The organism is Streptomyces sp. CWNU-52B (assembly GCF_047444975.1).
Taxonomy (GTDB): Bacteria; Actinomycetota; Actinomycetes; order Streptomycetales; family Streptomycetaceae; genus Streptomyces.
The window spans coordinates 86,120-105,354 of sequence record NZ_JBLFJV010000007.1 but is presented as its reverse complement, the minus strand read 5'-3'; the positions used below and the strand labels follow the sequence as shown (position 1 = coordinate 105,354).

Sequence of the window (19,235 nt, the reverse complement as noted above, 5' to 3'; positions counted from 1 at the left end):
GTGAGCCGGCGACCTCTTGGGCGAAGGAACGGCGCGGAGGAACGGCGCGAGGGGCCGGACGAAGGACCGAGTGAAGGAACCGAGTGAAGGAGGAGGCACATGGAGGGCAAGATCGCTCTGGTCACCGGAGCAGCGGGCGGGATCGGCGGCGCGGTGGTCCGGGCGCTCGCCGAGCACGGCACGAAGGTCGCCGCGGTGGACCGGAACGCCGACGCGTTGCTCCGGATGGTGCGCAAACTGGCCGCCGACGGACTCACCGCAGAGGCCTTCCCCGCCGACGTCACCGACCGGACCGAGGTCGACCGCGTGGTCGACCGCGTCGAACAGCGCCTCGGGCCGTTGGACCACCTCGTCAACACCGCCGGTGTGCTCCGCCTGGGCGAGGCCCGCCTGCTGTCCGCCGACGACTGGGACAGCACCCTCGCGGTCAACGCCACCGGCGTCTTCGCGATGTCGCAGGCGGTCGTCAACCGGATGGTGCCGCGCCGCAGGGGCGCCGTCGTCACGGTCGCGTCCAACGCGGCCGGCACGGCGCGCACACACATGGCCGCCTACGCGGCGTCGAAGGCCGCCGCCACGATGTTCACCAAGTGCCTCGGACTGGAGGTCGCCGAGTACGGGATCCGCTGCAACCTGGTGGCTCCCGGCTCCACCGACACCCCGATGCTCACCTCGATGTGGCACGACGAGAGCGGACCGCGCGGCACCCTCGACGGCGCGCCCGAGGAATACCGCGTGGGGATCCCGCTCCGGAAACTGGCCCGGCCCGACGACATCGCCGACGCCGTCGTCTTCCTGCTCTCCGACCGGGCCGCGCACATCACCCTGCACAGCCTCACGGTCGACGGCGGCGCCACGCTCGGCGTGTAGGCCGACAGGACAGACGGCGCAGGACAGACCGCGCAGAACTGACCGAGCAGGACACCCGTGCCGGACAGACCGCGCCGGACAGACCGTGTACGGCCCACGCCTCGAAAGGCAGGACTCCCATGACCGGCCTACCCCTCATCGAACCCTACGAACTGCCGGGCGCCGGCGAGCTGCCCGGAGCCGTCGCGCCCTGGCACGCCGAGCCGGAGCGCGCGGTGCTGCTCGTGCACGACATGCAGAACTACTTCCTCCGCGCGCTGCCCCCGCTCCTCAGGCGGCCGCTGGTGCACAACATCGCCCGGCTGCGCGAGAACTGTGCCGCGCTCGGCGTGCCCGTCGCGTACACCGCGCAGCCCGGCGACATGAGCGACGCCGACCGCGGGCTCCTGAAGGACTTCTGGGGCTCCGGCATGACGGGGGACTCCGGGCACCGGGCCGTCACGGAGGAGCTGGCGCCCGGCCCCGACGACTGGGTGTTCACCAAGTGGCGCTACAGCGCGTTCTTCCGCTCGGGGCTGCTGGAACGGATGCGCGCCGGCGGACGCGACCAGCTGATCCTCTGCGGGGTCTACGCCCACCTGGGCGTCCTGACGACCGCCGTCGACGCGTTCAGCAACGACATCGAGACGTTCCTGGTGGGCGACGCCGTCGCCGACTTCTCGGCCGCGCGCCACCGGACGGCCCTCGACCACGCGGCGCGCTCCTGCGCCGTCGTCACCACGGTCGAGGAGGTCCTCGCGTGACCCCCGACCTCCTGGACAGGGTGCTGGCGGCGCAGGCACCGCCCTTCGCGCTGATCCACCGTTCGACGGCGGGCGGCGGGGACCGGCTCGACGTGCTGGTCGGCGAGGTCGACGCCTGGCCCGAACTCGCCGCGATCCCGCTCCCGGAGCGGTCCGCGGGCGGCGGCGCCCGGCCCGGGACCGGCGCCCGGCCCGGCACCGGTGCCCGGCACGACGTCCTGGCCCTGGTGCCGTACCGGCAGATCCGTGAGCGCGGGTACGCAGGCGTCGACGACGGCACCCCGCTGCTCGCGCTGCGCGTGGCCGAACAGGACACGCTGCCGCTCGCCGAGGCGCTGCCCCGGCTGCCCCGGGTGCCCACGGAACTGGTGGACGGCCGCTTCGTACCGGACGACCGGACGTACACCGCCACGGTGCGCGACGTGCTCGCGCACGAGATCGGCACCGGGCAGGGCGCGAACTTCGTCATCCGGCGTACGTACCGGGCCCAGATCCGGGACTACACGCTGGGCAGCGCGCTGTCCTTCTTCCGCAGCCTGCTGGAGACCGAGTCCGGCGCGTACTGGACCTACTTGGTGCACACCGGCACGCGTACGCTCGTCGGCGCCTCACCGGAACGGCATGTGAGCCTCGACGGCGGCACAGCCGTGATGAACCCGATCAGCGGGACCTACCGCTATCCGCCCAGCGGGCCCGCGCTGCCCGGGGTGCTGGAGTTCCTCGCGGACCAGAAGGAGACCGACGAGCTGTACATGGTCCTCGACGAGGAACTGAAGATGATGGCGCGCATCTGCGAGGGTGGCGGCCGGGTGGTGGGCCCCTACCTGAAGGAGATGACGCGCCTGGCGCACACCGAGTACCTCATCGAGGGACGCAGCGACCGTGACCCGCGGGAGATCCTGCGCGAGACGCTCCTCGCCCCCACGGTCACCGGGAGCCCCCTGGAGAGCGCCTGCCGGGTGATCGAGCGGTACGAGCCGGAGGGCCGCGGCTACTACAGCGGCGTCCTCGCGCTGATGGGCCGGGACGAGGCGGACGCGCACACGCTGGACTCCGCCATCCTGATCCGCACCGCCGAGATAGACGGCGGCGGGCGGCTCGGTATCGGGGTCGGAGCGACTCTCGTGCGCCACTCCGACCCGGTCGCCGAGGCGGCGGAGACGAGGGCGAAGGCGGCCGGGCTGCTCGCCGCGCTGGAGGGCGGGCGGTCCTTCCGGTACGCCGACCATCCCCGCGTCCGTACGGCGCTCGCCGAACGCAACGCGCCGATCGCCCGCTTCTGGCTCGACGGGTACGGTCTTCAGGTGCCCAGGGTCGCGGCCCTGGACGGCGCGAACGTCCTGGTCGTCGACGCGGAGGACTCCTTCACCGCGATGCTCGGCCAGCAACTGGCCGCTCTGGGGCTGGCCGTGACGGTGCGCAGGTTCGACGAGGCGTACTCCTGCGAGGACCACGACTTCGTGGTCCTCGGTCCGGGCCCCGGTGATCCGCGGGCCGCCGCCGAGCCGAAGACTGCCCGGCTGCGCGCGGTCGTCGACACGCTGCTGACCGGGCGCCGGCCCTTCCTCGCCGTGTGCTTCAGCCACCAGGTGCTGTGCGACCGGCTGGGGTTCGACCTGTTCCGCAGGGACGTTCCCAACCAGGGCACGCAGCGGGAGATCGACCTCTTCGGGGCGCGCGAGTCGGTCGGCTTCTACAACACGTTCGAGGCCCGGTGGAGCGAGGACAAGACCGAGTGCGCGGGCGTGGGACAGGTGGAGCTGAGCCGGGACCGGGAGACCGGCGAGGTGTACGCACTCCGCGGGCCGCACTTCGCCTCCGTGCAGTTCCACGCGGAGTCGGTGCTCACCAGGGACGGCGTACGGATCCTCGCGGAGCTGCTGACCCACGTCGCCGACGCGTGACGCGTGACGCGTGACGCGAGGGAAGAACGGGGAGCGAGGGGACGAGGCACCACGAACGGACCGGAACGGCCGGCCGGGTGGAGAACCCGCCCGGCCGTTCCCGTCGACCGTCGCGTGGAGCCGATCGGGACTGCGCCGGTCGTCGTGCGGCACCGGTCGGACCGGGCTGTCGGACACCGTGTCGTTAGGCGTGTGGGGTTGGTCAGCGGCGTCGGCCGGATCGCGTCGGTCGTCGTGCGGAGTCGGTCAGCCGTGTCGGTCGGGCCGGGCCGGTCGGATCCCGTCGCTCGTCCCCCGTCGCTCCTCCCGCGGTGTTGATCCGCGGTGTTGACCGGACCCCGCCGCTCGTCCTGCGGCGGCGGTCGGACCATGGGCGTCGGGCGTCGGGCGCCGCGGCGGTCAGGTTGTGGGACCCGCTGCTGTCGGGGGCGGTGGGTTGCCCGGTGTGGGGTGCGTGTGTGGGGAAGGGGCGGCGGCGCGCAGTGCTCGGTCGACGAGCGTGCCCGCGGCGCCGGTGTAGCCGGTCGGATCGCACAGCGCCGTCAGTTCCGCGGTGCCGAGCCCCAGACCGGGCACCGCGCCGAGGACCTCCGCCAGCGGCCGGCCGGTCTCCCCGGCCTCCCGGGACGCGTCGTCGAGCAGGCGCCTGGCCTCCGCGACGCCCCGCAGCGGGGCCAGGACAGCGGCGACGCGCTCGGCGACGATCCGGGAACCGGTCAGCTCCAGGTTCTCCCGCATCCGTCGGGGACTCACCGTCAGACCACGGGCCAGCTCCACCGCCGTATGGGCGGAACCGCCGGTCAGCCGGAGACATTCGCGCAGCGGCAGCCACTCCGCGTGCCAGCCGCCCGCGGAACGCTCGTCCTCCGAGACCAGGCACTGCGTCAGCCCGGCGGCCATGGGCGGCACCTGGAGCGCCGCACTGCGCAGCAGGGTGGCCAGGACCGGATTGCGCTTGTGCGGCATGGCCGAGGACCTGCCCCGGCCGGGCCCGCCCGGCTCGGCGACCTCGGCGACCTCGGTCCTGGCCAGGGACTGCACATCGACCGCGATCTTCCCCAGCGCACCGCAGGTGAACGCCAGGGCCGCACCGAGGTCGGCCACCGGCGAACGCAGCGCGTGCCAGGGCAGCACCGGCTGGGCCAGTCCGGTCTCCTCGGCGAAGGCCTCGACCAGCCGGTCGGGATACGCGTCGGCCGCCGGCCCCGTGAGCCCGGCCGAGGCCAGATAGCCGGCCAGTGTTCCCGCCGCGCCGCCGAGCGCCACCGGCAGCGTCGCGTCCACGACGGCGAGCCGGTGGGCGGCGTCGAGGACCAACTGCCGCCAGCCCGCCGCCTTCAGGCCGAACGTCGTCGGCACCGCGTGCAGGGCCAGGGTCCGCCCCGCCATGGGCGTGTCCCGGTGCTCGGCGGCCAGCCGCGCCAGCGCCGCGGCCGTCTCCGCCAGGTCCGGCAGGATCAGCCGCAGGGCGCGCCGCGCCACCAGCATCATCCCCGTGTCGAAGACGTCCTGGCTGGTGGAGCCCCGGTGCACGTACTCGGCCGCCGCCGGGTCCACCGCCCCGACCGCGTCGGTGAGCGCCCGCACCACACCGACCACGGGGTTGGCGGTCTCCCGCGCCCCGACCGCGATCGCCCGCAGCTCGAACCGGTCGGCACGGGCGGCCCGGGTGATCGCCTCGGCCGCGGTACGGGGCACCGTGCCGAGCCGGGCCTGGGCCCTGGCCAGCGCGGCCTCGGCGTCCAGCACGGCCTGCAGCCAGGCGGTGTCGGACACCGCGGCCTCCGCGGGCGTGCCCGCGCGGACCGGGGACAGCAGCCCGGAGTCGACGCAACCGACGGAGTCGACGGGGTTGGTGTCCTCGGTGTCCTCGGTGCGGTCGGCGGACTCGATGCGTACGTCGGTCATACGATCACTCCCGTGAGAGGCGCGTCCTCGGCCACGACGCGCCGCTCCACGGCCCGCCGTGCCGGGGCCAGGGACAGCACGGCGCGCGCGATCGCGTCGCCGTCCCCCAGCGTCACCGAGTCGACGCCGGGCCGGACCCCGGCGGCCGTCACCCAGTGCACCGACTCGGTGGGGACGCCGTAGGCGAACCGCCGCGGATGGGCGCGGCCCTGCCCGTCGACGACCCGGCACGGCCGCTCGGTGACGGCCAGGCCGCCGGTCTCGTGACTGACCCCGCAGTCGCCGTCGATGCGGTACGGGCGGCACTGCTCGGTGAGCAGCAGATGCCGCAGCAGGGGATCGGCGGTGCGGCGCACGTCGGGCAGCGGCAGCCGGGCCTCGATCAGATGCCGGGACAGCACCGGCGCTCCGGGGACGAGGGCCGAGCGGGCGACGAACGCCGGCTGCTCGGTGTCGATCCACACCTGTGTGCCGGGCCCGGTGAGCTCCAGGACGCCCGCCTCGATCAGCGCGGTCAGCTCCTCGATCCGGGAGACCGGCGGGCCGATGGAGAGGAAGGCGTTGAGCGGCGTGTACCAGCCCTCCAGTTCGTTGAGATGGGATCCGCCCTCCAGACCGCCGTGGTCGACGGCCGACCGCACCTCGTTGCGCAGGTCCCGCAGCACGTCCAGCGCGGCCTTCAGCGGGCTGCTCACGTTCCCGGCCCGCGCCTCCCGCACGTCCCGCCGCAGGTACTCCAGCAGCCAGGCGCGGAACTCCGCGCGGTCGGCGAAGTCACGGCCGAGCCAGGGCCGGGCCAGGCGGTCCCAGTCCCAGCGGACGCCGGGGCCGACACCGTACTCGTCCAGGAGCGCCGCCCGCCGCGGCGGCGACGCCGGCAGGTAGGCCGAGACGAACGGCTCGGGGTCGGTTCCCCGCGAGGACAGCAGCGTCCCGTAGTAGACGCTCTCCACCTCCGCGGCGATCAGCGGCCACACGTCCGTCTCGAAGCGCACGCGCTCGCCGTCCTCGGCCGCCGCCCGCCCGCGCAGCCGTGCGATCACCGGTGGGGTCAGCAGCCGCGGGGTGTGCCGGCCGAACGCGCCCTTCTCGTTCTCGCCGCGCGCGTGGTACGGAACTCCTCGACGCGAACTGGCGTACAGCTTCGGCTCCCGGCCCGACGGCCGGTAGACCAGCCGGCCCGGACCGTCCCCGGTCCGCTCGAAGACGCCTTCGCGGCCGACGGTGAACAGCGCCATGTAGTCGAAGAAGTTCAGGCCAAGACCGCGCAGCAGCACCGGCTCGCCGGGCGCCGCGAACTCCGTGTCGACGTCGGCCGGGTTGGCCGGGGTGACATAGGTGAGGTGGTGGATGCGGGCCAGGCTGGCGGTCCGTTCCTGGCGGGCCGTCAACTGCGCGGGGAGGTGCCCCAGGGCCAGCACCACGGCGTCCAGGCCGTGGATCCGCGTGCCGTCCGCCAGCCGGATGCCCTGCGGTCCACCGGGCGTACCGCTGGTGTCCGCCATCGCCACCGCCCGCGAGCGGTGCACCCGCACGGTGACGTGCTCCGGAGCGTGGGCGACCACCCGCCGGAAGCAGACCCGCAGGTACTGCCCGTACAGGGCGCGGGTGGGATAGGAGTCGGGGCCCAGCGCGCGTGCCTCGCCGAGGAGTTCCTCGCCGGCCTCGTCGGGGTCGCTCCGGCGGGCCACGCCCCGTGCCCACTCGTACAGGCTCGGACCCGGCTCCGTCGGGCCCTCGATCCGGGTCTCGGCGTCGGTGTACACGGTGATCTGCGAGGCCACGGTGTTGGTGAGCAGGTGGTGCGACTGGTCCGTCCGCCACACGGCCCCGGCGCCCGGGGCGGCCGGGTCGACGACGTGCACGGTGACCGACGCGCGGGACGGTGCCGCGCGCTCGTTGGCGCACAGCCGCTCCAGGACGCACAGTCCCCGGGGGCCGGCCCCGACGACGCACACTTCGAGATGTCCGCCGCTCATGTCCACGCACCCCGGGCACCGAGTGTCCTGCGGGTCCCGCGTGCCTCACCGGTCCCGTCGGTTCCGTGGGTCTCAGTGGTTACGCGGGCGGCGTGGGCGCCGTGGGCGTCGTGCATCCACGCGACGTGATCGTGGAGTTCCGTCGCGGACATGGCCGACAGCATCTCGTTCCTCGCTTTCGCGTCTGGCCCGGCGGGGTGCCACAGGCGGGTGCTCGCCCGCGCGGCGAGCGTCAACCGGGCGGTACGTTCCCGCCGTTCGGCGGCGTACTTCTCGAACCGCTCGCCGACGTCCGCGTCCGGCGGTACGTCGAGCAGCTCGCCGAGGAGTACGGCGTCCTCCAGGGCCTGGCAGGCGCCCTGGGCGGCGTAGTGCAGCATCGGGTGGGCGGCGTCGCCGAGCAGCGTCACCCGGCCGTCGGTCCAGCGGTCCACCGGATCGCGGTCGACCAGCGACCACGACTTCCACTCCTCGCCCAGGGCCAGGAGCCGGCGGGCCGTGGCACCGAGACCGGCGAACGCGCCCAGCACCTCGGGCGCCGCCACGGGTACGCCGGCGAAGGCCTCGGTGACCCCGTTCTCGATGCTCGGAGCGAGGTTGAGGTACCGGCCGCCGGCGATCGCGTAGTGCACGAAGTGCCGGCCAGGACCGGCCCACCAGGTCACGGCGTTCCACCGGAGCTCCTCGGGGACCCGCTCCATCGGGACCACCGTCCGGTACACGGTGATGCCGGCCACGCGGGGTTCGCCGTCGCCGACGAGCTGGGCGCGGATCGCCGACCGGATCCCGTCGGCCCCGATCACCGCGTCGCCGGTGACCCGCGTCCCGTCCGCCAGGAGCACGGTCGCGCTGGTGGCGTCCTGGCGGTAGCCGGTGGCCCTGCTGTGGGCACGCAGCTCGATCGCGCCCGAGCGGCGGCAGGAGTCCAGCAGCAGCCGGTACAGCTCGCCGCGGTGGACGACGACGTACGGACTGCCGAAGCGGCGGCGGTAGGCGCCGGTGAGCGGCATGCTCACCACGTGCTCGCCGCTCACCCCGTCCATGAACCGCAGTTCGTCGATGTGCACCGCGCAGCCGCGTACGGCCTCGCCGAGACCGAGCCGGTCGAGCGCGTGCAATCCGTTGGGCGCCAGCTGGATCCCGGCGCCGATCTCGGCGAAGTCGGCGGAGCGTTCCAGTACGACCGCGCGGTGCCCGCGCCGGGCGACGGCGACGGCCGCGGCGAGTCCGCCGATACCGCCCCCGACGATGATCATCCTCGCCATGTCCGCCCCTGTCCGGCCGTCAGGCCACTCGACTGTCGGGTGTCGGGTCATTTCGACGGCCCTGGTCATTCGGCCGTCCGCTCATTCGGCCGTCCGCTCATCCGGCCGTCCGATCACTCGGACTGGGCGGTGGCTGTCAGCAGCTTCGCCAGTTCGAGCCGCTTGATCTTCGTGGTCGCGGTCTGCGGCAGGTCGGCCAGCCGCCAGTGCACCGGGTCGGCCATCGGGGGCAGCCCGGCCACGGCCCCGCGCCACTCCTCCGGGCTCACGGGCTCGTCGTCCTTGGTGCACACCACCGGTACGGCGGCACCGTCCCCGTTCGGCACGATGATCACCTCGGAGAGCCGGCCGAGCCTCGCCAGCAGGGCGTCCTCGGCCGCGAGCGTGCTGCCGAACCCCGGGATCAGGTCCACCTCGCGGTCGAGCAGATGGAGGCAGCCCCACCTGGTCCGGTAGCCCACGTCACCCATGCGCCACCAGCCGTCGTTCAACTGCCGTCCGTAGCGCTCGGATTCACCCAGGTACGTGATGATCCGGCCGTCGCTGCGCACCTCGATGTGACCGGGGTTCCGCTCCGAGGGCGGCTGTCCGTCGCGGCTGACCACCCGGACGTCGGTCATCCCGGGGAAGGGCACGCCGACACACCGCCCGTCCGCGTCCGGCCGGTGCCGCCCGGTGAAGGCACGCACCACGGTGGGACCCACCTCGCTCTGCCCGTACAGCTGGCCGAAGAGCGGTGCCCTGCGCCGGGAGGCGCGCAGCAGCCGGTGGACCGTGCGCGGGTGGATGGCGTCGAAGGTGCTGCTGAACAGCTTCACGTTGCCGAGCGGGTGGCGCGGGTCGTCGGCCAGTTCCTCCCAGCGCATGAACGCGTTGGGGTGGGCCTCGAGGATGCCGGGGCGCAGCCGCGCGAAGAGGTCGGCGGCCCGCGCCGGGTCCGAGTCGTTGAGCACGACGATCGGGAAGCCGTTGAGCAGGGAGATGGCGAGCGCGGTGAACAGCCGGGAGTGCACGAAGGAGACATGGATCGCGATGGTCTCCCGCTTGCGGATCACGGGCGCGATCGCCAGCCGCTGCGGGCGGTACCGCGCTTGCAGGGTGCGCCCGGTGTGCACCGCCAGCTTGGGCACTCCGGTCGTCCCGGAGGTGTGCGTGATCAACGTGGGGTGGTCGGGCGGCATGGTGACCGGGTCGACGCGCCGGGCCCCCGCGAAGCCCGCGAGTTCGGCGGCGCGCTCGTGCCGGCCTGAGGTGAGCAGGACGCTCCGGGCCAGGCCGAAGACCGAGTCGGGAAGCTCCTGCGCCAGCTTCGCCCCGTCGGTCAGGAGGTGGGGCTGGTCGGCCCGGCGCACCAGCTCGGCCACGGTGCCGCCGTCGAGCTGCGGGGAGAGCAGCACCGGTACCGCGCCGGTACGGGCGACCGCGCAGGCGAGCAGGGTGATGTCGAAGCTGTCGGACTTGTGGATCACGACGCGTTCACCGGGGCGCACCCCGGCCGCCCACAGCCGGGAGGCCTGGTCCGCGACGAGGTCCGCCATTTCCGCGACGGTGGCCCGGCGGCCGAGTTCCGGTGCCACGTCCAGGTCGTGGTCGAAGATCATGACGTTCGCGGGATGCCGGGACGCGGCGCGGTCGAAGAGCGTTCCCAGCCTGATTCCACGGTTTCCTATGCGCTGCAGCAGCATGGTGTGCACCCTCTCGCCGGTCGCTGCGGAGAACTCGGGTTCTCGGGGGTCTCGGGTTCCAGGACGGGCGTCCTGCGTCCCGCTGGTCAGTCGGCCTCGATCACCGCTTTGACGCGGTGGACGGTGGCGGTCATGTCGGCGTTCACCTTGGCCGACCAGTCGCTGAAGAAGCGCCGGCGTTCCGTGGCGTCCATGCCGGCGGTGATACCGCGGATGCCTTCGGTGGGCGCTCCCATCCGGAAGTGGTGCGTCACGGCGCAGCCGTGGTCGGTGGCCTCGATGTCGAAGCCCCAGACGCTCTCCTGGCGCCGGCCGGCGCTGTCGCGCATCGCCCAGCGGAAGGAGCGGCCGGGCTCGGCCGTGACGACCTCCGCCTCGGTGGTCCACTCGCCGCGCACGACGGGCGCCCAGGCGACCACGTCCTCGGCGCGGTGGTTCTCCCCCCGGAAGACCGCGCCCACCGCCGAGGGCGTCCCGGAGATCCAGGTCCCGCCCCTGCACTCGGTGCTCCACTCGCCGCAGCGCGGCAGATCGCTGACGACGGCGTACGCGTCGGCCGCCGAGGCGGCGACCTCGGTCCGGGCACTGATCCGGAAGAGCGTGGCTTGCTCGGCTTCGGTATGCGTCATGGTCGAGAGCGTGACCAGCGGAGCAGGAACGGGTCAACGACGGTCACCCGGGTCCGTCAAGTCGGCCTTGGGGGGAGGAGCAGGGGAGGAGCAGGGAAGGGGGAGGGAGGCGCACCGCGGGCCCCGGGCTGAACCGGCTGCTTGGGGCTGAACCGGCTACCTCGGATCGGCCGCTCCGGACCTGGCGCTCCGGACCTGGCGCCTGGGACCCGCCTCCCTGGACTTGTTCCTCCGGACCTGGCCGCCCTGGACCCGGCGCCCCGGATCGGCCGCCCCGGATCGGCCGCCTTGGATCCGGCGCCTCGGACCTGCCACTTCGGGCTGGCCGCCTCGGACCTGTTGCTCCGGACCCGGTGCCTGGGCCGGCCCTCCCTGGACCTGTTGCCCCGGACCGGCCGCCTCTGACCGCCACTTCGGACCGGCTGTCTTGGACCGGCGGCCTCGGACCGGCCGCCTCGGACCTGGTGCCTGGGCCGGCCTCCCCGGACCTGTCGCTCCGGGATCGGCCGTCTCGGACCCGGCGTCTGGGGTCGGCCGCCCTGGACCTGGCGCCTCGGACCCACCACTTCGGACCGGCCGCCTCGGGTCGGCCACCTTGGATGGGCCGCCCCGGATCCGGCGCCTGGGACCCGCCTCCCCGGACCTGTTGCTCCGGGACCGGCCGCCTCGGACCCGGTGGGTTCGTTCAGGCACGCGGTCCCGGGCGCGCGGCCTCAGGCGCGCGGCCTTCAGCACACGCGCCTCTTGGGACGTGCGAGCTTCACGCACCCCGTCTTCAGGGCGCGCGCTGTGGACGGGTGAGCGTCACACACCGGCCTTCAGGTCAGTCGGTCCGGGAGCAGCACGATCCGTCTGCCGTGCAACTCGCCCCGTTCCAGCCGGGCGTGGGCCTCGGACGCGGTGCTCAGCGGCTGCTCCTCCACCGCTCGGGCCCGCAGCAGCCCGGTCGACAGCAGCCGGTTGAGGGTGCGTGCGGCGTCGGCGAGTTCGGCGGTGGTGGCGCGCGAGATGACGAAGCCGGTGACGGAGCCGTCCTTGAGGTAGAGCGGGCCGACCGGAAGCACCGGCCGTGACCGGAGACCGGCGAGGAGCACGACACGGCCGCGGAAGGCCAGCAACTCGACCGCGGTCTCCATGTCGTTGTGCCCGGAGGTGTCGACGATCAGGTCGACACCGTGCGGCGACAGGTCCCGGACGCGCTCCCGGAGCCGGGGATCGCGGTAGTCGACGACCGCCGTCGCACCGAGCCGCAGACAGTGCTCCTCGTCCTCGGGCCGGGCGGTGGCGAGCACCCGCGCACCGGCTTCGGCGGCGAGTACGACCATCGCGCCGCCCACGTTGCCGCCGGCGCCCGCGACGAGGACGGTCTGGCCGGCCCGGAGCCGGCCGTGGGTGAACAGCGCGAGATACCCCGTGGCCGCCGGATGGAACACGGCCACCGCGTCCGTCGGCCGCACCGCGTCGGCCAGGTGGTACAGACGGTCCGCCGGCACCACGGCCTGCTCGGCCGCGGCACCCTGCCGGCCGTCGTGCCCGAGGCTGTTGCACCAGACCCGGTCGCCGACGGAGAACCCGGCCGCACCGGGCCCCACGGCGGCGACCGTGCCCACGAGATCGCGGCCGATCACGAACGGGAAGGTCACCCGCGTCCGCCACGTACCGGCCCGGACGAAGGTGTCCACCGGGTTGACGGAGACGGCGAGGGTGTCGACCAGGACATCCGCCGGCCCCGGCACGGGAGGCGGCAGTTCGCCGTGGCGAATGGTCTCCGGCGGCCCGAAGTCATCGATGTACGCAGCCTGCATGGGCCACATGGTGACACCACGGGCGGCTCGCCCGCCGGGCACGCCGGGTCACTTTGTCACGACCGAGCCGACCAACCGGCCGACCGCACCCCGCACCCCGCACCGATTCAAGGTGAGCGTCGTCCGCTAAGTCGCCAACGTCGCCAACGCCGGCCCGAAAGCGATGAGCAACGGCACGAGCGGGGCCAGGGCCGCCGCCGTCGTCGTGCCCGTGCGGCGGGATCTGGTGAGGCGGGGCGGGGGGTCCAGGAGGCGTTCCACGCGCTGGTGGAGCAGGGGCCTGGGGGTGGCGCAGGAGAGTACGCCCCGGTGCTGGTTCAGCTCGATGAGGGCCAGCGCGGTGGTGCGGTGCCCGCAGCGGCGCGATGCCGTGTCGTCGGCGGAGAGTTCGACGAGGCGGTGGGTCTGGTCGCGGAAGTGGCTGAAGACCGGGATGCCGGGGAAGCCGCCGGCCAGCGCCTGGGAGAGGTGCAGCAGCCAGTCGTGGTGGGCGCGCGCGTGGCCGAGCTCATGGGCCTGGATGGCGTCCAGCTGGTGAGCGGTGAGGCGGTGCAGGGCGCCCGTGGTGACGACCAGCTGGGGCGGGCTGCCCGGCATCCACCAGGCGTCCGGGTACTCGTCCTCCAGCACGAGGAGCGGGCCGCGCGAGGCCGGCAGGCCCGGCGGCAGCTCGGGGGCGCGTTCGCGCAGGTGCTCGCGGCGCAGGTGGCCGCGCCTGCGGGCCTCGACCACCTCGCGGGCGAGCATGGCCGTGGTCCAGGCGGCGCCGCCGGCCAGCAGGAGTGTCAGCGCGGTGGTCCAGGCCGGGGCGGCGGCCAGGTCGTACGCCGCGGTGACGGAGGCCGGCGCGGGCGCGAAGACATGGGCGCGCACGGTGTGGAAGACGGCGGAGGCGCTCAGCAGGAGCGATGCCAGACAGCACAGCAGGACCGTGGCGACCAGACACTGCCACACCCACAGCGCGAGTACGGGTTCCCGCTCGGGCCAGGAGGCGCGGGTCAGGACGCGGGGGGCCGCGACCGCGGCGGTCAGGGCGACGACCGCCATCAGCATGAGGGAGATGGATACGGTCATGGTGTGGGCCCCTTCCCCTCGGTCCCGGTGGCCACTGTGGCCCGTGCGATCCGTGTGGTCCGTGCGACCCGTTCGGTCTGTTCAGTCCGCTCGACCCGCTCCGCCCGCTCGGTCGCCGGGTCGGGGACACGCTACCCGCCACCGGGGCCGCGAGAGTGCCGCGCGGCACGGGTGATCCGGTGACGGAGGGGGGCCGTGGGACCGGTCACTTCGCGTCCGCGTAGCACTCCACCACCGCCGTCGTGAACGGGAACCGCACCGGCGTCTCCCCGAACGTCAGCCGTCCCGCCAGCTCCGCCGCCTCCCTGATCGCCTCGACCACCCGGTCGGCCTCCTCCGCCGGGCAGTGCACCATCACCTCGTCGTGCTGGAAGAAGACCAGTTCGGCAGCCATGTCCCGGCAGGTCCGGCGGAGCCCGGCGAGGACGAGAAGGGTCCAGTCGGCGGCGCTGCCCTGCACCACGAAGTTTCGCGCGAAGCGGCCCCGGGCGCGGGAGTTGCTCGACGCGTACCCCGGCACCCAGTCCTGGGCGGCACCGGCGCCTTCCCTGTCCCCTTCCCCTTCCCCTTCCACCCGGCCACCCGTCTCCTCGCTGTCCGGGATCCCCGCCTCCTCCCCGGCGGACTCGGACCCGGCCGCCGGTGGGCAGGTGCGGCCCAGCCAGGTCCGTACGAGCCGGCCCTCCTCGCCCGCCCGCGCCGCGTCGTCCACGTACGCCACGGCCCTGGGGAAGCGGCGGCGCAGCAGCGCGAGGTTCTTGAGGCCGTCGCCGGACGTCTGGCCGTAGATCGCGCCGAGGACGGCGAGCTTCGCCTGCGCGCGGTCGCCGGAGAAGGCCCGGTCGGAGACGGCCTGGTAGAGGTCGCTCTCCCGTCCCGCCACCTCCATCAGGCCGGGGTCGCGGGAGATCGCGGCCAGGACGCGCGGCTCCATCTGGTCGGCGTCCGCCACGACGAGCCGCCAGCCGGGGTCGGCGACCGCGGCCCTGCGTATGACCTTGGGGATCTGCAGCGCGCCGCCGCCGTTGGTCACCCAGCGGCCGGTGACGGTGCCGCCCGCCTGGTACTCCGGTCTGAACCGCCCGTCCCGCACCCAGTCCTGGAGCCACGACCAGCCGTGGGCGACCCAGATCCGGTACAGCTTCTTGTACTCGATCAGCGGCTTCACGGCCGGGTGGTCGATGGTCTCGATCTCCCAGCGGCGCGTGGACCTCACCTTGATCCCGGCCTGCGCGAAGGCCTTGACGACGTCCGCGGGCAGATCGGGCCGCACCCGGCGCCCGAACGCGGCCGACACCTCCTCCGTCAGCTCGGCGAGCCGCCGTGGCTCACCGCCGCCCGTGTACCGCTCGCCGAGCAGGTCGTGCAGGACCTCGCGGTGCACGTCCGTGCTCCACGGCAGCCCGGTCTCGTTCATCTCGGCGGCCACGAGCATGCCCGCCGACTCGGAGGCGGTGAGCAGCCGCATCCGCTCGGGGTGCGCGGTCGCGTCGTGTCTTCGCTGCTGGTGCTCGTACACCTCGATGAGCTGGGCCAGCGGTACGTGGACGGGGCGCGGCTCGAAGAGGGAGGACTGCGAGCCGGGCTCGGCCGAGCGGTGCGGGGGATCGGGCGGTACGGGGCCGCCGCGCAGCCTCGCCAGGGCCGCGGCGGCGGAACGGGGCTCGCCGAGCCGCCCCTCGTGGCCGAGCAGGAGGGTCTCGGCCGCCTCCAGGTCGTAACACCGCTCCACGCGGACGCCCTCGGCGCGCAGCCGTGGGTAGACCTCCGCCGTCGCCCGCCACACCCAGCGGGTGACGTCCGGCCGGGAGCGGACCGACTCGGCGAGGTCCGGCTCCCGCAGGAGCGGTCCGGCGGGCAGCCCGTCGGGGCCGAGGGGGGCGAGCTCGGCGCCGCCGTCCTCGGCCGGCGCGAGGGCCCACCGGTCGGTCATGATTCCGAGTCTCGCAGGAGGGTCTGACAACGGTCCCGAAACGCGTGTTCAGGGCGGCCCTGCCGGCTCCTCAGTCCCGCCCGTCCCGCCAGTTCCTCAGTCCTCCTGGAGGGACTCCCGTACCTTCTCCAGCGCCTTCGCGATGTTCGCCTCGGCCGCCGTCTTGTCGACGCCGAGCCCGCTGAGGAGGCCCGCGCCGGCCTCGTGCTCCAGCAGGGCGAGCAGGAGGTGCTCCGTACCGATGTAGTTGTGGCCCAGGCGCAGGGCCTCGCGGAAGGTGAGTTCGAGGGATTTCTTGGCGTTGCTGTCGAAGGGGATGAGCGCGGGCACGTCCGCGGCGCGCGGCGGCAGGGCGGCGGTCGCGGCCTCGCGCACCGCGTCCAGGGTGACGCCCTGTGCGGTGACCGCCTGCGCCCCGAGCCCCGCCGGGTCGGCGATCAGGCCGAGGACCAGGTGCTCGGTGCGGATCATGTCGTTGCCCGCGTTCTTGGCCTCGTTCTGGGAGGCGATCACCACGTTCCTGGCCCGTGGTGTGTAGCGGCTGAAGCCCTGGCTCGGGTCGAGGTCCGACTCGGCCTTCGGTACGAACCGCTTCTGGGCCGCCTGCCGGGTGACCCCCATGCTCCTGCCGATGTCGGTCCAGGACGCGCCCGAGCGCCGGGCCTGGTCCACGAAGTGCCCGATCAGGTGATCGGCCACGTCGCCGAGGTGGTCCGCGGCGATCACCGCGTCCTGGAGCTGGTCGAGGGCGTCTTCGTGGACCTTCTTGATGGCCTCGATGAGGTCGTCGAGGCGTACGGAGGTGGTGGCTCGTGGATTCGTGGTCATGTGTCAACCGTAGGTTGACAGTGTGGGGGTGTCAACCTCGCGTTGACACCTTGTTCGGGCGCCCAGGACAGGCCCCCGCCCATGACACGATCGACGCATGAGTAGTACGTCCACCACGGTGGAGCGCGCCTTCGCAGCCGCCCTCTACGCCGACTCCGACGCGGCCCTCGACACCGGCGCCTCCCTGCTCGCCGCCGACCCCGCCTCCGACGCCGAACTCGCGCGCCGCGGCGAGGAGTTCGTCGCGGCGGCCTGGCGGCGCGGCTGGCAGCCCGCCGATGTCGTACGGATCGTGCGGCGCGAGCTGGACGACGTGCACGAACGCCTCGTGACGGAGCTGGTCCTCGCCGAGGCCGGCCGGGACCGCGCCCCCCGGGGCCCACGCTGGGCGGCACAACTCGACGAACTGCACGCGACGAACGGGCCGGACGGGTCCGACACCGGGCCGGGAGCGCCCCGCACGGACCGCTTCTCGTACGCGACCGCCGCCCTGGAGCTGTACCGCCTGCTGCTGCGCCTGCCCTCCCTGGAACCGCTGGACGCGCACATATCCGGCGTACCCGGCGCATCCCGTGCTCCCCGCGCGTCCGCGGGAGCCGCCGTCCCGCGCGGAACCCCGGCCGCCCGCATGCTCACCCGTATCCGCGCCCTCCTCGCCAAGGCGGAGGCGACCGGTTTCCCGGAGGAGGCGGAGGCGCTGAGCGCCAAGGCCCAGGAGCTGATGGCGCGGCACAGCATCGACGAGGCGCTGCTCGCGTCCCGCACGCAGTCCAAGGACGCGCCCGGTGCCTGCCGCATCGGCGTCGACGCGCCGTACGAGACCGCCAAGGCGGTCCTCCTCGCCGCGGTGGCCGGGGCGAACCGCTGCCGTGCGGTGTGGAACGAGGGGTTCGGCTTCTCCACCGTCGTCGGCTTCGAGCCCGACCTGGAGGCGGTCGAACTCCTCTACACCTCGCTCCTCGTGCAGGCTACGGCCGCGATGACGAAGGCGGAGGCGGCCCAGCGCGCGGGCGGCAGGAAGCGTACGAAGTCCTTCCGGCAGTCATTCCTCGCCGCGTACGCGCATCGCATCGGCGATCGGCTCGCCGACGCGGCCGACGTCGCCGAGGGCCAGGCCACCGCCACCTCCTCCGCCACGGACGACGGGGAGGCGGCCGCCACGGAGGGGGAGCTGCTGCCGGTCCTCGCGGCGCGCGACGCCGCGGTCACGGACGAGGCGGAGCGCATGTTCCCCGACACCGTCACGACCAGGATGCGCGGGGTGAACGACGCGGCCGGCTGGGAGGAGGGCTCCGCCGCGGCCGACCGCGCCCAGGTGAGGGCACGTCCGCCACTGCGCCGCCCCTGACTCGGTCGCCCGAGCCGCCCGAGCCACGTGCCCGACGGGCCCACGTTTGGGTCATTTGTGCGTGTCGACGGAACCGCCCGCCATGATCCTGAGTGCAAGGGCGGTGAGGGCGTGCGATCGCGCGGCCGGACATCCCGCTCATGCGTCCGTACACCTCTCCACACCTCTCCATCGGGAGCAACCATGCGTATGCGTACCATCCTTGCCGGCGTCTTCGCGGCCGCCGCGATCCTGGGCAGTGCCGGCTCGGCCCTCGCCACCGACCACGACGGCCACCGCAACGAGGGCGACTTCCGGGCCTGCGGCCAGATCGCGGGCGCGGGCGGCGGCCACGCCTTCTACGGCAACGGCTGTGTGGAGTCCCACTGGGCGGGCGAGTTCGGGCAGGCGCAGTTCGGCAACACCTTCGGACGCTGACGCACCACAGCGCCCGACGCACCACAGCGCCTGACGAAGCACAGCGCCCGACGCACCACGGCGCCTTTGTGCGGGGGACGGTCCCACCGGCCGTCCCCCGCACGCTTCGCCCGAGCCGAAACGCGGCTTCCCGTCAGTCGCCCGCCCGCTGGAGCGGCGTCACCGACGCGTCCGGCTCACCCGCGCCGCGCAGGGCCACCTCGCCGTACTTCCAGGCGAAGGACAGACCGGCGTCGGCGGCGGCGCCGGGCAGTGCGAACTTCACGCTCTTCACGGCGGCGCTCTCGGCGGCGTCACCCGCGGGCCCTCGTACGTACGTGATCGTGAAACCGGCCGTCTCGTCCTGCTTCACGGTCAGCTTCTCCGGCTCCGCGGACTTCTCCTGAGCGACGGGCAGGGCGGTGCCGCCGGCGTCGAGGCCGACGGTGGGGAAGCCCTCCAGCGTGCAGTCGGCACCGGAGTCGTTGGTGAGCGTCACGGAGACGGTTCCGGTGTCGCCCGCGGCCGGGGCCTCGCTGGCGACGACCTCCTGACCCAGTTCGCCGGCCGCGCAGGCCGTGGAGGAACCGGCCTTCTCCTTGCCGCCGGTCTTCTCGTCACCGCCGCCACCGTCGTCGCCGCCACAGGCGGTCAGGGTCAGAGCGAGCGTCGCCGCGAGTGCGGTGACGGCTGTGGGCAGGGTGCGCATGGGTTTTCCTCTGGCCTTCGAGTCGAGTCGGCGCTGAAGTCGCCGCGCTGTGTCCGTAGATCATCATGCGGTCCGCCGCCCCCGGATTCCACCGCCGGCCGACCCTCCCCGCCTGCCCGGCGCCGGATGCCCCGCCCGCTCCGCGCCCTCCCGTACGCT

15 protein-coding genes are annotated in these 19,235 nt (G+C 73.7%); 5 read left to right on the top strand and 10 right to left on the bottom strand.

Going from position 1 to position 19,235, the window contains the following annotated elements; genetic code table 11:
* Positions 1-99: 99 nt before the first annotated feature.
* From ACLVWQ_RS09965 to ACLVWQ_RS09955, 3 genes are all read left to right on the top strand, one after another.
* On the top strand, positions 100-870 hold the full coding sequence (locus ACLVWQ_RS09965) for a 2,3-dihydro-2,3-dihydroxybenzoate dehydrogenase (RefSeq protein ID WP_414107945.1): 771 nt from the start codon (positions 100-102) through the stop codon (positions 868-870).
* 119 nt (positions 871-989) lie between these two features.
* Positions 990-1,613, top strand: coding sequence for an isochorismatase family protein (locus ACLVWQ_RS09960; protein WP_414107944.1), 624 nt, complete (start codon positions 990-992; stop codon positions 1,611-1,613).
* Positions 1,610-3,517 carry an anthranilate synthase family protein gene (locus ACLVWQ_RS09955; RefSeq protein ID WP_414107942.1) on the top strand — a complete coding sequence of 636 codons (1,908 nt, stop codon included), beginning with the start codon at positions 1,610-1,612 and terminating at the stop codon, positions 3,515-3,517. The genes ACLVWQ_RS09960 and ACLVWQ_RS09955 overlap by 4 nt, the downstream gene beginning before the upstream one ends.
* Positions 3,518-3,916: 399 nt before the next feature.
* On the opposite strand, the gene pcaB is transcribed toward ACLVWQ_RS09955, so the two are convergent.
* From pcaB to ACLVWQ_RS09910, 9 genes are all read right to left on the bottom strand, one after another.
* A complete protein-coding gene (gene pcaB / locus ACLVWQ_RS09950) occupies positions 3,917-5,425 on the bottom strand; it encodes a 3-carboxy-cis,cis-muconate cycloisomerase (RefSeq protein ID WP_414107941.1) in 1,509 nt (502 codons plus the stop codon).
* Positions 5,422-7,404, bottom strand: coding sequence for an FAD/NAD(P)-binding protein (locus ACLVWQ_RS09945; protein ID WP_414107940.1), 1,983 nt, complete (start codon positions 7,402-7,404; stop codon positions 5,422-5,424). Before ACLVWQ_RS09945 ends, pcaB begins: the two co-directional genes overlap by 4 nt.
* Positions 7,401-8,669: an FAD-dependent monooxygenase gene (locus tag ACLVWQ_RS09940; protein WP_414107939.1), complete on the bottom strand. Its 1,269-nt coding sequence runs from the start codon at positions 8,667-8,669 to the stop codon at positions 7,401-7,403. Before ACLVWQ_RS09940 ends, ACLVWQ_RS09945 begins: the two co-directional genes overlap by 4 nt.
* A 113-nt stretch (positions 8,670-8,782) precedes the next feature.
* The gene (locus tag ACLVWQ_RS09935; protein ID WP_414107938.1) at positions 8,783-10,354 is read right to left on the bottom strand and encodes a class I adenylate-forming enzyme family protein; all 1,572 of its coding nucleotides are present in this window, start codon (positions 10,352-10,354) and stop codon (positions 8,783-8,785) included.
* An 86-nt stretch (positions 10,355-10,440) separates the two neighbouring features.
* The gene (locus ACLVWQ_RS09930; protein ID WP_414107937.1) at positions 10,441-10,983 is read right to left on the bottom strand and encodes an SRPBCC family protein; all 543 of its coding nucleotides are present in this window, start codon (positions 10,981-10,983) and stop codon (positions 10,441-10,443) included.
* Positions 10,984-11,801: 818 nt separating this feature from the next.
* Positions 11,802-12,788 (bottom strand): NADPH:quinone reductase, encoded by a 987-nt coding sequence (locus tag ACLVWQ_RS09925; protein WP_414107936.1) that lies wholly within the window; start codon positions 12,786-12,788, stop codon positions 11,802-11,804.
* Between the two features lie 126 nt (positions 12,789-12,914).
* Positions 12,915-13,862, bottom strand: a complete 948-nt coding sequence (locus tag ACLVWQ_RS09920; RefSeq protein ID WP_414107934.1) for a M56 family metallopeptidase — start codon at positions 13,860-13,862, stop codon at positions 12,915-12,917.
* A gap of 205 nt (positions 13,863-14,067) precedes the next feature.
* Positions 14,068-15,795 carry a bifunctional 3'-5' exonuclease/DNA polymerase gene (locus tag ACLVWQ_RS09915; protein ID WP_414107933.1) on the bottom strand — a complete coding sequence of 576 codons (1,728 nt, stop codon included), beginning with the start codon at positions 15,793-15,795 and terminating at the stop codon, positions 14,068-14,070.
* Between the two features lie 96 nt (positions 15,796-15,891).
* Positions 15,892-16,623 (bottom strand): Clp protease N-terminal domain-containing protein, encoded by a 732-nt coding sequence (locus tag ACLVWQ_RS09910; RefSeq protein ID WP_414107932.1) that lies wholly within the window; start codon positions 16,621-16,623, stop codon positions 15,892-15,894.
* A 97-nt stretch (positions 16,624-16,720) separates the two neighbouring features.
* On the opposite strand from ACLVWQ_RS09910, the gene ACLVWQ_RS09905 reads away from it, so the two are divergent.
* Both ACLVWQ_RS09905 and ACLVWQ_RS09900 read left to right on the top strand, forming a co-directional pair.
* On the top strand, positions 16,721-17,971 hold the full coding sequence (locus ACLVWQ_RS09905) for a DUF2786 domain-containing protein (RefSeq protein WP_414107931.1): 1,251 nt from the start codon (positions 16,721-16,723) through the stop codon (positions 17,969-17,971).
* Positions 17,972-18,160: 189 nt separating this feature from the next.
* Complete coding sequence (locus tag ACLVWQ_RS09900) at positions 18,161-18,388, top strand: hypothetical protein (RefSeq protein ID WP_414107930.1); 228 nt, start codon at positions 18,161-18,163, stop codon at positions 18,386-18,388.
* A 133-nt stretch (positions 18,389-18,521) separates the two neighbouring features.
* Here the strand turns inward: ACLVWQ_RS09900 and ACLVWQ_RS09895 are convergent, their stop codons facing one another.
* Entirely contained in the window at positions 18,522-19,076 is a 555-nt protein-coding gene (locus ACLVWQ_RS09895; RefSeq protein WP_414107929.1) for a DUF4232 domain-containing protein, read from the bottom strand.
* Positions 19,077-19,235: the final 159 nt, after the last annotated feature.

Excerpts from the sequence above, each read along its gene's own strand:
- ACLVWQ_RS09965 (WP_414107945.1), top strand. The coding sequence starts at position 100 with ATGGAGGGCAAGATCGCTCTGGTCACCGGAGCAGCGGGCGGGATCGGC.
- ACLVWQ_RS09960 (WP_414107944.1), top strand. The coding sequence starts at position 990 with ATGACCGGCCTACCCCTCATCGAACCCTACGAACTGCCGGGCGCCGGC.
- pcaB (WP_414107941.1), bottom strand. The coding sequence starts at position 5,425 with ATGACCGACGTACGCATCGAGTCCGCCGACCGCACCGAGGACACCGAG.
- ACLVWQ_RS09945 (WP_414107940.1), bottom strand. The coding sequence starts at position 7,404 with ATGAGCGGCGGACATCTCGAAGTGTGCGTCGTCGGGGCCGGCCCCCGG.
- ACLVWQ_RS09940 (WP_414107939.1), bottom strand. The coding sequence starts at position 8,669 with ATGGCGAGGATGATCATCGTCGGGGGCGGTATCGGCGGACTCGCCGCG.
- ACLVWQ_RS09935 (WP_414107938.1), bottom strand. The coding sequence starts at position 10,354 with ATGCTGCTGCAGCGCATAGGAAACCGTGGAATCAGGCTGGGAACGCTC.
- ACLVWQ_RS09930 (WP_414107937.1), bottom strand. The coding sequence starts at position 10,983 with ATGACGCATACCGAAGCCGAGCAAGCCACGCTCTTCCGGATCAGTGCC.
- ACLVWQ_RS09925 (WP_414107936.1), bottom strand. The coding sequence starts at position 12,788 with ATGCAGGCTGCGTACATCGATGACTTCGGGCCGCCGGAGACCATTCGC.
- ACLVWQ_RS09920 (WP_414107934.1), bottom strand. The coding sequence starts at position 13,862 with ATGACCGTATCCATCTCCCTCATGCTGATGGCGGTCGTCGCCCTGACC.
- ACLVWQ_RS09915 (WP_414107933.1), bottom strand. The coding sequence starts at position 15,795 with ATGACCGACCGGTGGGCCCTCGCGCCGGCCGAGGACGGCGGCGCCGAG.
- ACLVWQ_RS09910 (WP_414107932.1), bottom strand. The coding sequence starts at position 16,623 with ATGACCACGAATCCACGAGCCACCACCTCCGTACGCCTCGACGACCTC.
- ACLVWQ_RS09905 (WP_414107931.1), top strand. The coding sequence starts at position 16,721 with ATGAGTAGTACGTCCACCACGGTGGAGCGCGCCTTCGCAGCCGCCCTC.
- ACLVWQ_RS09900 (WP_414107930.1), top strand. The coding sequence starts at position 18,161 with ATGCGTACCATCCTTGCCGGCGTCTTCGCGGCCGCCGCGATCCTGGGC.
- ACLVWQ_RS09895 (WP_414107929.1), bottom strand. The coding sequence starts at position 19,076 with ATGCGCACCCTGCCCACAGCCGTCACCGCACTCGCGGCGACGCTCGCT.